Below are 16616 nucleotides of genomic sequence, written 5' to 3' on the forward strand. Positions count from 1 at the left end.
TTGCGCCGATGGTACTGCTTTACTGTGGAAGAGTAGGTCGCCGCCTTTTTTAAGAACCCTTACTAGATAACTAGTAAGGGTTTTTTGTTTTTATATACTTTACGAGTTTAAAACAAGCTAATAGCTAAGGATAAAATTGATATTATTCCCTTACTTTTAAATAGAAAACTATTTAAGGTAGATCAATGCTGATGTAGATATAGTCTATTTCTTCTTTTTAAAAATACTATCGAGAATAGTGTTGATCCCTAGAAATAGAAATACAATAGCGCCTATACAGAGTATAAAGGCTATGATAAGTAAAGGTATGTAAAGTGGTTTTTCGCTATTATCTAAGGCTAAGTGAACTAATGTAGGCCCTAAGAACATTAAGGCCAAACAAATGCCCATGCGTTTTAATCCTTTAACTAAAATGTCTTTGTCTGTTCTATTATCGTCTTCCATGAGTAATACTATCTCTTACGTTTTTATGTTTTTCTAACAACACAGCTGCTTCAGATTTTGAAATGTTTAATTCATTCACAATCATGTTTACAGCTCTATTAACTAATTTGTCATTACTGAGCTGCATATCTACCATTTTATTTCCTTTGACTTTACCTAATTGAATCATTACGGTTGTTGTAATAATATTCAGAACTAATTTTTGTGCCGTTCCGGCTTTCATTCTAGAACTTCCTGTTAAAAATTCTGGACCAACTATAACTTCAATAGGAAATTGTGCAGTTAGCGACAATGGGCTATTTTTATTACAGGTAATACAACCTGTTATTATATTTTGTTCATTACACTTTTCTAGCGCGCTAATAACATAAGGTGTTGTACCAGATGCCGCAATACCTATCACTATATCTTTTTCTGAAACCTTATAATCTTCTAAGTCTTTCCACCCTTGAGTGGTAGAGTCTTCCGCATTTTCTACCGCTTTTCTAATTGCATTATCACCACCTGCAATAATACCTATGACTAAATTGTGAGGAACACCGAAAGTAGGTGGACATTCTGAAGCATCTAAAATTCCTAATCGTCCGCTTGTACCAGCGCCCATATAAAAGAGTCGACCTCCTGATTTCAGTTTATTCACGACTTGTGAAATAAGGTTTTCTATTTGAGGTAGTGCTTTTTCTACAGCAAAAGGAACTGATTGATCTTCTTTGTTTATAGCATTTATAACCTCGCTAATAGACATATTTTCGAGATTATTATAGTTTGAGTCTTGCTCTGTTGTTTTTATAAAATTCATGCCTTAAAGGTAAGAAATAATTTTGGCGGAGGTGTTGCATTAGCGGTAGTAACGGCATCCTTTTTGCTAAATTCGTTTCGTTTTAGATGATTATAAATATAATTAGTGACCAAAATGTCTGAAAGTATTCACTTTATATAAAAGCAAAAAGATATAGTGGATGACGCGACCCACTTTTTGGTGGGTAATGCCCAAATCACATTTTTATTCTACTGTATAAATAAGCTCATCAACTTCTGATAATCTAAAATACCCATAAGGAAAGTTGTCTGGATTAGTGGTATTGATGCAGTTACCTCTTATGGTTGCAGGTTGTGTTTCAAATGGGCCACCTCCCGAATCACCACCTTGTTGCAAAAGGATAAACATAAAGTCGTAGAATTGGCTAGATATACCGTAATTTCTTATGGTTACTATATCTCCAGACTCTAAGTCTTCTTCAGTGTAAAATCCGAATATCTCATTGCCATCCGTAAAGGTATCGTCGTAAACACTTAATGTTGGGACCACCGGAATATCGCTTATAAATTCAAAAAAATAATAATTATCAATACCTTCAGGATCTGTATAAAAGGCTTTGAGTTCTATATCTTCGCCAGAAAAACCGCCTTCATTATTTTGCTCTACATAATCAATGGGAACTACGGATGTTAAGGTTTCGGTAGCAGTATAAGTTTCTCCATTGTAGATTATAGCTAAAGTATATTCTGCATCTATCACAGGAATAAATGAATTGTTGTAATATATACCAGAATTATCTTCTTCTATAAAATTGAACGTGTTACCAACCGTATCCGAAATTTGAACCGTAGCATCATTAGCAGGTGGAATAGTATCTTCAAAAAATGGTGCTGATAAGCTTAACTTAATGCTTTGTTCATTGCCAGAAGTGTTTTTAAAATAGTTTATAGAAGCTTCGATTACTAATTTAGGTTCGGCATCATTTAAATCTACATCAATAACATTTTTGCAACTTGAAAATAGTATTAAACAAAAACTTATATGTAATAATTTTTTCATGATTTAAAATTTAAAGTTATAAGAGAATGATGGTACAATACCAAAAATAGCTAAACGTGTGGCTTCATTGATTCCAGTATTTCTATTTTCACTAAAGGAAATACTCGCCGCATTTTTTCGGTTATATACATTATAGAGTCCAAAGACCCATTCTCCTTTAAAATTCTTAGTACTTTCTGGGTTCGGAGTGTAATTAACTGCTAAATCTAAGCGATGGTAAGCTGGTAATCTGCTCGAGTTTCTGGCTTCATAACTCGGAATAATAATGTCATTATATTGATATTGTCCATTAGGAAACGTTGTCGGTTGGCCTGTTTGAAAGATTAAATTGGAACTAAAGGACCATTTATTGTTTAATTCGTAGTTTCCGGTTATTGAAATGTCGTGCGTTTTATCGTAAGGTGTGTTGTACCATTCGCCATTATTAATTCCGGTTTCAATAGCTGTTCTTCCAGGTGTTCGTTGTTCTGATTTAGAAAGTGTATATGCTAACCAACCAGTAAACTTTCCTTCATTTTTTTTAAGAAGTACCTCTAAACCGTAGGCTCTAGCTTCACCATTAAGGATAACTTGTTCTATGGCATCATTAGCAATGAGATCGGCACCATCTATATAATCTATTCGGTTTTGGATGGTTTTATAAAAACTTTCGACTTCTATAGAATAGGCATTATTTTTAAAGGTTTTAAAATATCCAATTGCGACTTGATTTAATAATTGGGGTTTTATGTATTTTCCACTTGGTGTCCAGACATCTAAAGGAGTTGGTGAGCTTGTGTTAGATAATAAATGTAAATATTGGCTCATGCGATTATAACTTGCCTTTACTGAAGAATTATCGTTTAATTGATAAGCTACTGCCAAGCGTGGTTCTAAATTTGCAAACGATTCTATAACATCACTTCGGCTATATGTATCTGTACCAATTGGTTCTGCTTTTTCATAAATCCCAAAAGCTTCGTTAAATGTTAGAGGGCTGTTGTTTTCGTATTGATTTAATTCATCTTGTCCTAACCTGTGAAACATACTTAAACGTGCACCATAACTGATAGACAACCGATCACTCAATTTATGTTCAGCATCGATATAAACGGCATTTTCAAAAGCATACTTATCTATGAGTTTAAAAGGATTAATTCCAGATTCAGCGTTTATAGGTTTAATATCTCCAGGATTGAATTTATAATACATACTATTTAAACCGTAATCTAGTTTAAAGTTATTATTTACATAGTGTTTAAAATCATACTTTAGGTTGAAGTTTCTTATTCCCGAAATCCAATCAAAGCCAACAAATCCAAGTTGAAGTCCATAATAATAGTCGGAATATATAAGTGACAGATTAGAGAAGATCTTATCAGAAAAAATATGATTCCATCTAAAATTGAGAACAGAATTCCCGAATGAATTTTCGAAGCTATCAGATATTTTAAACACGTCGCGACCAAAATAACCAGATAAATAAATATTGTTATTATCGTTGATGTTGTAACTTAATTTTGTGTTTAAATCATAAAAATAAGCCGTATTATCTAAGTCAAAAAGGGGTAAGAATAAATGCGCATAACTACTACGACCACCAATTAAAAAAGACCCTTTATCCTTTTTTATAGGACCTTCTGCTAACAACCGACTAGAAATTAGTCCAATTCCACCATTCATATGAAAGGATTTACTGTTTCCTTCCTTTTGATAAATATCTAAAACGGAGGAGATACGACCTCCATATTTTGAAGGGATGCCTCCTTTATATAGTTTTATATCTTTTATAGCATCTGGATTGAAGACGGAAAAAAATCCAAAAAGATGAGATGAATTAAAGATTGTAGCTTCATCCAAGAGTATGAGGTTTTGGTCTGCAGCGCCACCTCTTACGTTAAAACCAGAAGCACCTTCACCACCATTGGTAACACCAGGTAAAAGTGTGATAGATTTTATAACATCGACTTCACCTAATACAACTGGCATATTCTTTATCGTTTTTATAGATAAAGAATTGACGCTCATTTGCGGTTTTTTGATGTTTAATTTTTCAATATCTTCGGTAATAACAACTTCATCTAAACTTTCTGCGGATTCTTTGAGCTTATAATTTTTATTCAAATTACTGTTAAGTGTTATCGTTTCAGAAATTGTTTTATAGCCTAAATAACTAATTTGAATGACATAAGTGCCTTCTGGTAACGTAATAGAGTAGAAGCCATACTCATTGGTAACAGCTCCAGTTTGTAGTTCTGGCAGAATTACGTTGACACCAATAAGTGATTCATTACTATTGATGTCTGATATATTACCGCTTATAGTGTAATCTTCTTGCGCTAAAATATAAATAGGACTAAATAGAAAGAAGAGTATTAGACTTCTAAGGTTTATTATCATAGTTGATTTTATCTAAATATTATAACGTATCTAAACCTTTGACGTTTAGGTTAGTATTTTGTTACATTAAAAGTAATTTAAAAGCATAAAAAAAGCTTCCCAAAGGAAGCTTTTAACATAATATTGATCTGAATATTATTAAAAATCTAAAATAGAATTTAATAATTCACTAGGACGCATAGCGCTTGATATTAATTTTTCATTAGGAAGATAATATCCTTCGATATTTACAGGTTTTCCTTGACAATCGATAAGCTCTTTTACTATAGCCTCTTCATTTGAAGATAACTCATCATATATTTTTGAAAATTCAGCTTTTAAATCAGCATCTTTATCTTGGTTAGCTAATGCTTCTGCCCAATAAAGTGCTAAATAAAAGTGACTTCCTCTATTATCTAATTCGTTAACTTTTCTTGAAGGTCCTTTACTGTTTTCTAACAATTTATCGGAAGCATCATCTAAAGCTTCTCCTAGGATACTTGCTTTTTCATTACTATTAGCGACTGAGAAATGTTCTAAAGACACAGCCAATGCTAAAAATTCGCCTAAAGAATCCCAACGTAGGTGATCTTCAGAAATAAATTGTTGAACATGTTTAGGTGCAGATCCACCAGCTCCAGTTTCAAATAATCCACCACCATTCATTAACGGTACAATAGATAACATTTTTGCACTAGTACCAACTTCTAAAATTGGAAATAAATCTGTTAGGTAATCTCTAAGTACATTCCCTGTAACTGAAATTGTGTCTTTACCTTCTTTAATTCTTTTTAATGTAAAATTAGTTGCGTCTACTAAAGACAGAATTCTAATATCTAAGCCTTCAGTATCATGATCTTTAAGATATAGGTTCACCTTTTTAATCAATTCTGCATCATGAGCTCTTTTCTTATCTAACCAGAACACAGCAGGTGTTTCTGATGCTCTTGCTCTAGTAACTGCAAGTTTAACCCAGTCTTGGATTGGTGCATCTTTTGCCTGACACATTCTCCAGATATCTCCTTCTTCAACTTTGTGCGTTAAAAGAACATTACCATCTGCATCAATAACTTCAACTTTACCTTTTGAAGCGATTTCAAAAGTTTTATCGTGAGAACCGTATTCTTCAGCTTTTTGAGCCATAAGTCCTACGTTTGGTACAGTACCCATTGTTGTTGGGTCAAAAGCACCATGTTTTTTACAGAAATCGATCGTTGCACTGTAAACACCAGCATAACTACTATCTGGAATTACTGCTTTGGTATCTTGTTGCTTACCTTCTGCATTCCACATTTGACCAGACGTTCTAATCATGGCAGGCATAGAGGCATCAATAATAACATCACTTGGTACATGTAGGTTGGTAATTCCTCTATCAGAATTTACCATTGCTAAATCTGCACCATGATGTAGTTCATAACGAATATCAGCTCTAATTTCATCGCGTTTGTCTTCTGGAAGTTCACTTAATTTTTCTAATAAGTTACCAAAACCGTTGTTAACATCAACGCCTATTTTATCGAATGTTTTTCCATGTTTATCAAAAAGATCTTTAAAGAAAATACGCACTGCATGACCAAAAATGATTGGGTCAGAAACCTTCATCATCGTTGCTTTCATATGTAGAGAAAACAATACACTTTTATCTAAAGCATCTTCTACTTGCTCTTCTAAGAACTCAAGTAAAGCAGTTTTGCTCATTATTGTAGCATCGATAATTTCACCTTTTAATAAGGCTAAATCGCTTTTTAAGTTGGTTTTATTTCCTTTTGTATCTGTATGCACAATACTTACAGAAGTAGCTTCATCTAATGTTACAGACTTTTCATTGTGAGCAAAATCTCCTTTTGCCATAGTAGCAACATGTGTTTTAGAATCAGATGCCCAAGCTCCCATACTATGTGGGTTTCTCTTAGCGAAATTCTTAACGGCTTTTGGTGCACGTCTGTCTGAATTTCCTTCTCTAAGTACAGGATTTACAGCACTTCCTTTAATTTTATCGTAGCGCGACTTAATTTCCTTTTCATCCTCATTCTTAGGTTCCTCTGGGTAATCAGGAATCTTAAATCCTTGTGCTTGTAATTCTTCAATGGCAGCGATAAGTTGAGGCACTGACGCACTAATATTTGGTAATTTTATAATATTAGCTTCTGGCTTTTTTACCAACTCACCTAATTCTGCCAATGCATCTGCAACCTTTTGATCGTCTGTTAATACGTCTGGAAATACAGCTAAAATTCTAGCCGCTAATGATATATCTTTTGTCTCTATAACAATACCTGAAGACTTCGTAAATGCTTCAACAATCGGTAAAAATGAACGCGTTGCTAAAGCTGGTGCTTCGTCCGTTTTTGTATAAACAATCTTTCCTGTTTTTGTCATATGTCTTGTAAATAAAATGAATAAAATTTCGCTCGAAATTGAGCTGTGCGAATATACGAAAACGTTTGATTTTAATAGGTATAAGATTGTTACTAAACCGGTATTGATTTTAAGAATTTAACAAATAATAACTTAAAATTTTGAATTTAATCTTTTATCTTAATATTAAAGCAAACTAATAAACCAGAAATGTTCGCATTAGAGAAAAAAGCGTGTTTAATTTTATTTGTAGTAGGGTTGATATTAATATTGCTAGCTGATGTAAAATCTGAATATTCTATATTGGTTTGATTGAATGTAGATTGGTGTAAGTCGCAGTCTTTGAAAACTGTATGCTTCGCTTCTGTTTCAGTGAAATCTACTTGATGCATAATACAATTTGAAAATACTGTACGATTGATTTTTAATTGATAGAAACTACTTAAATTAAGCGTACAATCGATAAATTTAAACGACAATAGAAATGTATTACAATTCTGAAATAAAACTCCGAGTAATTTACAACTTTTAAATATCACATCATTGAAAGACGTGTGCATTACATTCACATTACTGAAATTACATTCTATAAAATCACATTCTAGAAATATGAGGTTTGAAATATCTGAATTTTCGAAATTACAATTCGTAAATGTACACGCCGTATATTCCGCTTTTAAAAGTGGGTTTACTGTGTAATCCTTATCATTGAAGTCTTGTTGGTCTATTAACGGTAGATTCATTTTACAAGAATACGAAAGTTATAGGATATTTTAAAAGAGAGATTGTAAAGACGTAATTTAATTTAGGATAGAGTAATCGCGTTGTAGTTTAAAGTTTTGTAGTTGAAAATAACTAAGCTTGATAAGAGGATTTTGTATAAAAAAAAGCCATATCACTCAGAATTATCTGTGTTGACATGGCTTTCATAGAAACAGTACTAACGTGACCTATTTAGTTTTACCTAACTCAGCTGTATGACAGATGTCATCATCTTTTTCGGTTCAAGTGTTTCCGTTTCAAATCGAAACAATTCATATCTTTCAAAATGTATTGACCTGATATTACTATGTTTCTTAGGTTTGTTTTTCTTGATGTTTTTCCTATAATCTTCAATTTAATGAATGTTAGGTCTAAAACATTGCTCTTTCTTTTCGTGTGCACTTTCGATTCCATTACTTTTTCAGAGCTTTTCACGTCATAATACTAACCTACGTCGTATGTTAATACAATTAAGCTTCATGATCGTTTTTACAAACACTTACTAACGCAAGCTGCTATACAATCTCAAAAAACAACCTCAATACATAAAGAACGAATCTCTAGTAACAATTTAACATTAATTTGAAATAAAATTCAAAACCAAACTAGGTTTGTTGTTAATTGTTATACTAAATTACGCAATTATTTTGAGTATTGCTATTTTTTTAACAATTTAGATATCAACACTTTATAAACCAGTGTTATTAACAATTGTTAATAACGAAAAAAGCCTTCTGATAAAGAAGGCTTGTAATTATAATATGTAAGTTGGAATTATCTTCTAACTTCTTTGATTCTTGCTTTTTTACCAGTAAGACCTCTAAAGTAGTAAATTCTAGCTCTACGTACTTTACCACGTTTGTTAACTTCTACTTTTTGTAAAGCAGGTAAGTTTACTGGGAAGATACGTTCTACGCCAATTGTACCTGACATTTTACGGATAGTAAACGTTTCAGAAGACCCGCTTCCTTTACGTTGTAATACAACTCCCTTAAAGAACTGTGTACGTGTTTTACTTCCCTCTTTAATTTCGTAGTATACTGTGATTGTATCACCAGCACTAAATTCTGGAAAGTCTTTACGGGTTACAAATTCGTCTTGTACAAATTTTACTAAATCACTCATTTTATTTTATTTATAATAATTGATTCAAAGCAACATTCACGATTTTCGCCAGAGGTTGGTCTAAATTGGTTTGCAAAAGTAGTACTTTTTTGTTTATTTGCAATGGTTTGTTATTATATTTTTAGTGTATAGTCTAAGTTTTTGGAAGTTTTGTGTTGGATTTATATGTTGTAAATTCTGAAATAGCAAAAATAATTAGGCCTACAGCAAAAATTAGGTAGGATAAATTTTGAACGATTGATGAAATACCTTGAGTTAATAGTAAAGTGTCCATACCCTCTCTACCCGCAAAAACACTAACAAACAATTTTGCTACATATGTTATTACAACAAGTACATAACCGATTAAAATAAGCCAAGTTGCTAGACTTCGCTTCTTTATAAATAGAATAATTGTAGCAATAAGTACTATAACAATAGATACGGCACTAATAATTTGACCGATATAAAATAGAATTTCTGTAGAATTATTCATGGAGCTATGTTTATTATTTAAGTAAGTCTGGTCGTCTTTCTTGGGTTCTTTTATACGCTTGTTCTTCTCTCCACTTTTCAATTTTAGCAAAGTTACCGCTAAAAAGTACTTCAGGGACTTTCATACCATCATATTCTCTTGGTTTGGTGTAAATTGGTGGTGCTAATAATCCATCTTGAAACGAGTCGGTTAGGGCAGAGGTTTCATTTCCTAATACACCTGGAATTAATCGTATTACAGCATCGCATAACACGGCTGCTCCTAATTCACCTCCAGAAAGCACATAATCTCCGATAGATATTTCGCGTGTGATGAATTTATCGCGAACGCGTTGATCGACTCCTTTGTAATGGCCACAAAGGATAATAATATTTTCTTTTAATGAGGTTTGATTAGCGATACTCTGATTAAGCTGTTCACCATCTGGAGTCATATATATAATCTCATCATAAGTGCGCTCACTCTGTAATTTTGAAATGCACTTATCAATAGGAGCTATACTCATTACCATACCTGCACCTCCACCAAACTGCGTATCATCTACCGATTTATAGCCACCTGTTGCATAATCTCTTAAATTATGAAAGTGAACTTCGACTAAACCAGCTTCAATTGCTCGTTTTAAAATTGAAGCTTCAAAAGGACTTTTTAAAAGTTCTGGCAGTACGGTTATGATATCTATGCGCATAATTTGTTTTAGTATAGTTTGCAAAGATATGTTTAATTGCTTTAATTTTTTAACTAGAGGATAGTAAGGTTGGTTTAAAATTATGAGATAAGATTGATGGAGTCGTTTTATAAGTACAAAAAAATCCGTAATTAAAATTACGGATTTATATGACTATAATTTAAAAACCTATTTAAGACTTGTGCTTGTTTAATTCGTCTTGTAATTGGCGTCTAACTTTTTGTTCGCGCTCTAAAGCGTTACGTCTGTGTTCTTCAAACTCTGTTTCTACTTCGTCTAATTTATGTTTAGCTTCTCGTGTTGACGAGTTACTCCCTTTAAATTTATAGATAAAGATTAATAATAAAGCTAACAAAGCAGCAATGATAGACCACATAATGACATTATAATTGGTTTTACTGGTTTCCATACCTAATAAAGCCATGTTATTTTTTTCAGAATCTGTTTGCTCTAAATTACTTTGTGTATTTGCTAGTTTAGTTTTTAGATCTTCAATTTCTTTAACTTGATTTCCAACCACATTTTCAGAATTTTCTAAACTCGTATATGTTGTTTTTAAAGAATCAAGAACATTGGATTTTAAAGTTAAAAGCCAAGCGTATTTTACTGCTTTATAATTTTGTCCGTTGGTTCCTTTAAAGCTACCAGATTTCCTAAATACATATTCAAATTGACTATCAATAGTACCACTTTTAAGAGATAATTTATCTTCTTCGTCGTTGTCAGATTGTGCAAATGTTGTTTGAAAACTAAATGTAACTACAAGAATTACAATAACTTTTATTAAGAACTTCATCTTAGAGGTGATTTTTGGTGGTGTTCGATTAAATTGGTTGCCAAGATAATAATTTTATGAATATTTCATATCACAATTACAAAACAAATAGCCTTAGATTTTACTAAGGCAATTTATATACGACTGAAGTATTGTTTTTAGATGTTAACTTATTTAAGTTATCATAATTTTTATAATTACCTAGTATATAAATAACAGAAAGTTAGCTAATTTAAGATAGAAAAAATCCTGGCATAGGACAGGATTTTATATTTTCCTTCTTCAATTTAGTCTAATAATAAGCATAGCGTCTAACTTTAGAAATATATTTTGCTAAACGAATAACTTGTTGGCTGTAGCCATATTCGTTATCATACCATATATATAGTATTGCATTTTTACCATCTTTTCTAACAATAGTTGCTTTACTATCATAAATAGCAGGAGCAGAGCTACCAACAATGTCGCTAGAAACTAATTCATCACTCATTTCGTATTTAATTTGCTCTACTAAATCCCCTTCTAGTGCATACTTTTTCATAATCGTATTTATACTAGCAACGGTAGTTTTATTTTTTAATTCTAAATTCAGAATTGCTAGAGAGCCATTAGGTACAGGAACTCTAATAGCATTAGACGTTAACTTTCCTTCTAAAGTTGGTAAGGCTTTGCTTACCGCTTTACCAGCGCCAGTTTCTGTAATAACCATATTTAAAGCTGCAGCACGACCACGTCTGTATTTACTATGAAAATTATCTACTAAATTTTGATCGTTAGTATAAGCGTGTATCGTTTCTAAATGTCCAGTGCTAATCCCGAAAGAATCTTCAACGGCTTTTAAAATAGGTGTAATAGCATTTGTTGTGCAAGATGCGGCAGAAAATATATTAGTTTTATCCGGATTATGCTCCAAATGATTAACACCATGTACAATGTTAGGTATGCCTTTTCCAGGTGCAGTCAATAAAACTTTCTCGACTCCTTTTGATTTTAGGTGTCTACTAAGTGCCTCTTTATCTCTGAATGCACCCGTATTGTCAATAACCAAAGCGTTATTAATGCCGTAAGATGTATAATCAATGTCTTCTGGCGCATTTGCAGAAATTACATTTACCGTAGTACCATTAATAATTAATGCAGAATTTTTAACATCAGTACTTACAATTCCAGAAAAAACACCATGTACAGAATCGTTTCTTAATAAAGAAGCACGTTTATTTAAAACTGTTTCAGTGATGTCTCCTCGCGTAACAATAGCTCTTAATCGTAATTGTGTACCTTTTCCTGTTCGTGTCATTAATTCACGTGCAACTAAACGTCCAATTCTTCCAAAACCATAAAGGACCACATCTTTAGGTTCAATGGCTTCGTTGTCTTTGGCTTTACCTAATTTAGAAGCTACAAAAGCCGTAGCATTGCCATATTTTTGATCTTCTAAATGAAATTCATAAGTTAACTTGCCAATGTCTAATTTGGCAGGTGGTAAGTTTAAAGTACTAATGGCCTGTGCAATTTCAACCGAATCAAAAATTGAAATTGGTTTTTGAACAAATTCGCCTGCATACTCATGCAAGTTTAAAATTTCGCTTACATTTCTGTCTATTAATTGATTTCTGAATATAACAAGCTCAATAGATTTGTCATACCATAAATCGCTTATAATTTTAATAAATTCGACAGTTGCTCTGCGACGATCGGCTTGAAACGCTAACTCTTTTTCGTAAGTGTCGTTAAATCCCATGTTTTTTGAATTAAATTGGTGTTTAATTTTTTGCAAAAGTAACATATTTCAAACGTTTTCGTAGCAACTTTTACTGAAAATAAAAACCCTTCAAAAAATATGATTTTGAAGGGTTAAATCTATCCAATTAATCGTGGAACTACCTAAAACTATGCACCACTTTTTCGCCTTGATTATTTATAATTTCAATCTGAAGCGGTTCTCTTAAATTTCTTGCTTTCATAGCATTTTGAGCATCCTCCACAGTGTATAATTTTTTGCCGTTTATTTTTGTGACAATACTACCTTCTTCAACACCAACACGACTCCAACCAGCTTTATAGTTGTCATCGGCGAATTTTGATATTTTTACACCATAATCCGTATTGTTAGTCTTTAATTCTTTTTTAGTAGCATTTTTTACAAACCCTATAGTTTGTATAACGGTAACTGTAGGTTTTAATAAGGTAACAGGCAGGACCTCCTCACGTCCATCTCTTAAAAGTGTAACGTTAACCACATCTTCTGGACTCTTGGTTTTTAAATAACCCGTTAAATCAGAGAACTTATTAATTTGTACATTATCAATTTTGTTAATGATATCACCAGGTTTTATACCTGCTTTTTCGGCACCAGTATCTTCTTGCACTTCATTGACGTAAAAACCTTCTGTAGCTGTAGTTCCAAGTTGTTCTGCAGCTTCACTATTAAGTGCGCCTCCTGTAACTCCTAAAATACCATTTTGTACATTACCATATTCTATAATGTCATTTACAATTTTACGAGCAATATTACTTGGTACAGCAAATGAGTAACCTATATAAGAACCTGTTTGTGAAGAAATAGCCGTATTAATTCCTATTAAATCACCATTTACATTCACCAAAGCTCCACCAGAGTTTCCTGGGTTTACAGCAGCATCAGTTTGAATAAACGATTGAGAATGTTGACCTGTTAAATCTCTAGATTTTGCACTTATAATTCCTGCTGTTACCGTAGAATTTAGATTAAAAGGATTACCAACAGCTAAAACCCATTCTCCAACTTTGGCGTTATCAGAATCTCCAAAAGCCATAAAAGGTAAGTCTTCGTCTGTGTCAATTTTAAGTAAAGCAATATCTGTGGCTTCATCAGTACCAATTAATTCTGCAATATAGGACTTGTTATTATTTAAGGTAATACTTATTTCGTTAGCGTTATTGATAACGTGGTTGTTGGTTACAATATACCCTGTTGGCGAAATAACAACACCACTTCCTGTACCAACTTGCGCACGTTGCGACTGTCGACCAAAGAATAAATCTCTCATCGTTGTTGGTGCACTAATTACCGAAGTATTTTTTACGTGAACAACGGCATCTAAAGATTTGTCTGCTGCTTCCACAAAATTTGGCGTGTTTACGGCTTTGTTGTACGTATTCATAGAATTTGTAGGGACAAATACAGGAAGTTCGGATGATTGTTCAACAGCTAATGGTTGTGCTTCATCTTCAACAAAAACTTTGTAACCACCTAAAGTTAATAGACCACCTAATGCAGAAACAAACACCAATGTTATTATCTTCTTCATAATTTTCAGATTTAAGTTTAACTATTTTATAATTATTATTTTCTTTTTAACTAACGATTAAAATTATTAATTTATTGATTTCAATTTTAAATTTAACGACTTTTTAACGTCAAATTTAACGAGCTATTAACACCACAAAATACAGTCTAATATGCTTATATTTGTGCCATAATTTAGACTATGACATTTTATAAATATCAAGGAACTGGTAACGACTTTGTAATTGTAGATAATCGTTTACAAACTATAGACAAAAATAATACCAAACGCATTGCGCAAATTTGCGACCGACGTTTTGGCATAGGTGCAGATGGTTTTATTCTGTTAGAGAACGCTGAAAATGTTGATTTTAGAATGGTGTATTATAATGCGGATGGCAACGAAAGTACTATGTGTGGTAATGGAGGTCGTTGTATCGTGGCGTTTGCACAGTTTTTAAATATTATTGAAACTGAAACCGAATTTATAGCTATTGATGGCCTTCATAAAGCTAAGATTGAAGACGGTTTAGTGCACCTTGAAATGCAGGATGTTTCAGAAATTGAATCTTTTGAAAACCATTTATTTTTAGATACAGGTTCTCCACATCATGTAGAATTGGTTACAAATATAGATACATTTGATGTTAAATCGAATGGCTCTAGAATTAGATATGGTCAACCTTACAATGAAGCTGGTAGTAATGTGAATTTTGTAGAACAGATCTCCGACAATCATTTTGCTGTTAGAACCTATGAGCGTGGAGTAGAGGATGAAACTTTGTCTTGTGGTACGGGAGTTACAGCAGTGGCAATAGCCATGCATAACAGTGAAAAAACACAAAACGAAACTATTCGTTTAAAAACACAAGGTGGTGAACTTAAAGTAACGTTTCATTCGGATACAAAAGGCTATAATACTATTTGGCTTATAGGACCAGCTCAACAAGTTTTTAAAGGAGACATAGAATGGTAAGTCTTAAAGGAAATCATATATATTTAAGAGCTTTAGAGCCTGAAGACCTCGATTTTGTTTTTACTATTGAAAATGATACGTCGCTTTGGGAATTAAGTGATACCCAAACACCTTATTCAAGATTTTTAATAAAACAATACCTCGAAAATGCGCAGCAAGATATTTTTGAAGCGAAACAACTTCGGTTAGCCATTTGCGATTATAACGATACTACTATTGGATTAATTGATCTGTTTGATTTCGATGTTAAAAATAAACGAGCAGGAATTGGAATTCTAATTCAAGATGAAGGCAATCGTAATAAAGGTTACGGTAAAGAGGCTTTAGAAATTTTAGTGAATTACTGTTTTAAAACCTTGCATTTGCATCAGGTCTATGCCAATATTTCTGAACATAATTTAGCGAGTTTAAAGCTGTTTCAAAATAATGGTTTTCAAAAAATAGGATTAAAAAAAGATTGGAGTTTCGATGGTGAACAATATGCCAACGAATTTATTTTACAACGAATTAACGATTAACTATGTACATTAAAAAGATTCTTTGGGCAGTTGCTCTCATTGGTTTAGTAGTCTTTGGCGCCATTGCTTATTATATATATGGAGCTATGTTTTCTCCAAATACCAATTTCGAGAATGAAACCGCATTCATTTATGTGCCAACCAATGCGAGGTATGCAGAAGTAAGATCGCAATTAGAACCCTTGTTAGATGATATAGAGGCCTTTGATGCTTTGGCAAAACAAAAAAAATACAACACTAATATTAAGGCTGGTCGTTTTGCTATTTCAAAAGGGATGAGTAATAATGACATTATTAACTCTATTAGAAGTAAAAACCTGCCTGTTAAAATCGCATTTAACAATCAACATAGTATAAAAGACTTGGCCGGAAGAATAAGTATGCAGATTGAAGCAGATAGTTTAACCTTAGAAAAAGTAATGTTGGACGAATCGTTTTTAGCTAAAAATGGATTTTCAAAAGCGACAGCATTAGGCATGTACTTACCAAATAGCTATGAGTTTTTCTGGAATTCATCTGCTGAAACGTTTAGAGATAGAATGTTAGTAGAATACAATCGGTTTTGGACAGACGCCAGAAAAGCAAAAGCTCAGAAATTGAATTTAACTCCTAACGAGGTCATTACTTTAGCTTCAATTGTACATGAAGAATCTAAGCAAGCAGACGAACAACCACGAGTTGCAGGTGTGTATCTAAATAGATTACGCATTGGAATGCCTTTACAAGCAGATCCAACTTTAAAATTTGCAGCATACCAGTTACCGCAATATCAAAACACTATTATTAGACGTGTATTAAATGTTCATAAGGATATAAACTCTCCTTATAATACATATCAAAATACAGGTTTACCTCCTGGTCTTATAGCAATGCCAGATTTGTCTGCAATAAAAGCTGTTTTGAATCCTGAAACTCATAGTTACCTCTATTTTGCTGCTGATGCTAAACGTCTTGGTTATCATAAATTTGCAAAAACACTGCGTCAACATAATAATAATGCTAGAGAGTATCATCGTTATTTGTCTTCTCAAGGGATTAATAAATAAG

Annotated in this window: 15 protein-coding genes; 3 read left to right on the forward strand and 12 right to left on the reverse strand. The window is 32.7% G+C overall.

The features are described 5' to 3' along the window. Positions 1-204: 204 nt before the first annotated feature. From ITJ86_RS15875 to ITJ86_RS15930, 12 genes are all read right to left on the reverse strand, one after another. A complete protein-coding gene (locus ITJ86_RS15875) occupies positions 205-444 on the reverse strand; it encodes a DUF6095 family protein (protein WP_195872643.1) in 240 nt (79 codons plus the stop codon). Then, positions 431-1243, reverse strand: coding sequence for an N-acetylmuramic acid 6-phosphate etherase (murQ, locus tag ITJ86_RS15880; protein ID WP_195872644.1), 813 nt, complete (start codon positions 1241-1243; stop codon positions 431-433). The genes ITJ86_RS15875 and murQ overlap by 14 nt, the downstream gene beginning before the upstream one ends. A 204-nt stretch (positions 1244-1447) precedes the next feature. Further along, positions 1448-2263 (reverse strand): DUF4249 domain-containing protein, encoded by an 816-nt coding sequence (locus ITJ86_RS15885; protein WP_195872645.1) that lies wholly within the window; start codon positions 2261-2263, stop codon positions 1448-1450. 3 nt (positions 2264-2266) lie between these two features. Continuing rightward, positions 2267-4642 carry a TonB-dependent receptor gene (locus tag ITJ86_RS15890; RefSeq protein WP_195872646.1) on the reverse strand — a complete coding sequence of 792 codons (2376 nt, stop codon included), beginning with the start codon at positions 4640-4642 and terminating at the stop codon, positions 2267-2269. Between the two features lie 138 nt (positions 4643-4780). Then, positions 4781-7003 carry an NADP-dependent isocitrate dehydrogenase gene (locus tag ITJ86_RS15895; protein WP_195872647.1) on the reverse strand — a complete coding sequence of 741 codons (2223 nt, stop codon included), beginning with the start codon at positions 7001-7003 and terminating at the stop codon, positions 4781-4783. Positions 7004-7149: 146 nt separating this feature from the next. After that, positions 7150-7725: a pentapeptide repeat-containing protein gene (locus ITJ86_RS15900; RefSeq protein ID WP_195872648.1), complete on the reverse strand. Its 576-nt coding sequence runs from the start codon at positions 7723-7725 to the stop codon at positions 7150-7152. Positions 7726-8518: 793 nt separating this feature from the next. Continuing rightward, on the reverse strand, positions 8519-8869 hold the full coding sequence (gene rplS, locus ITJ86_RS15905; protein WP_195872649.1) for a 50S ribosomal protein L19: 351 nt from the start codon (positions 8867-8869) through the stop codon (positions 8519-8521). 133 nt (positions 8870-9002) lie between these two features. Then, positions 9003-9344 carry a hypothetical protein gene (locus ITJ86_RS15910; RefSeq protein ID WP_195872650.1) on the reverse strand — a complete coding sequence of 114 codons (342 nt, stop codon included), beginning with the start codon at positions 9342-9344 and terminating at the stop codon, positions 9003-9005. 13 nt (positions 9345-9357) lie between these two features. After that, positions 9358-10032, reverse strand: a complete 675-nt coding sequence (trmD, locus tag ITJ86_RS15915) for a tRNA (guanosine(37)-N1)-methyltransferase TrmD (RefSeq protein WP_195872651.1) — start codon at positions 10030-10032, stop codon at positions 9358-9360. Positions 10033-10204: 172 nt separating this feature from the next. Next, complete coding sequence (locus ITJ86_RS15920) at positions 10205-10828, reverse strand: tRNA (guanine-N1)-methyltransferase (protein WP_195872652.1); 624 nt, start codon at positions 10826-10828, stop codon at positions 10205-10207. 271 nt (positions 10829-11099) lie between these two features. Next, positions 11100-12548, reverse strand: a complete 1449-nt coding sequence (locus ITJ86_RS15925; RefSeq protein WP_195872653.1) for a glyceraldehyde-3-phosphate dehydrogenase — start codon at positions 12546-12548, stop codon at positions 11100-11102. Between the two features lie 139 nt (positions 12549-12687). Continuing rightward, entirely contained in the window at positions 12688-14097 is a 1410-nt protein-coding gene (locus tag ITJ86_RS15930; protein WP_195872654.1) for a trypsin-like peptidase domain-containing protein, read from the reverse strand. 180 nt (positions 14098-14277) lie between these two features. Between ITJ86_RS15930 and dapF the strand changes: the two genes are divergently transcribed. The 3 genes from dapF to mltG are packed head-to-tail and all read left to right on the forward strand — an operon-like array spanning position 14278 to position 16615. Then, positions 14278-15051: a diaminopimelate epimerase gene (dapF, locus tag ITJ86_RS15935; protein WP_195872655.1), complete on the forward strand. Its 774-nt coding sequence runs from the start codon at positions 14278-14280 to the stop codon at positions 15049-15051. Beyond that, the gene (locus ITJ86_RS15940) at positions 15045-15569 is read left to right on the forward strand and encodes a GNAT family N-acetyltransferase (protein ID WP_195872656.1); all 525 of its coding nucleotides are present in this window, start codon (positions 15045-15047) and stop codon (positions 15567-15569) included. The genes dapF and ITJ86_RS15940 overlap by 7 nt, the downstream gene beginning before the upstream one ends. 2 nt (positions 15570-15571) lie before the next feature. Continuing rightward, on the forward strand, positions 15572-16615 hold the full coding sequence (gene mltG, locus ITJ86_RS15945) for an endolytic transglycosylase MltG (RefSeq protein WP_195872657.1): 1044 nt from the start codon (positions 15572-15574) through the stop codon (positions 16613-16615). Position 16616 lies beyond the last annotated feature (1 nt).

Origin of the sequence: Winogradskyella marina (assembly GCF_015645385.1) — a bacterium.
GTDB lineage: Bacteria > Bacteroidota > Bacteroidia > Flavobacteriales > Flavobacteriaceae > Winogradskyella > Winogradskyella marina.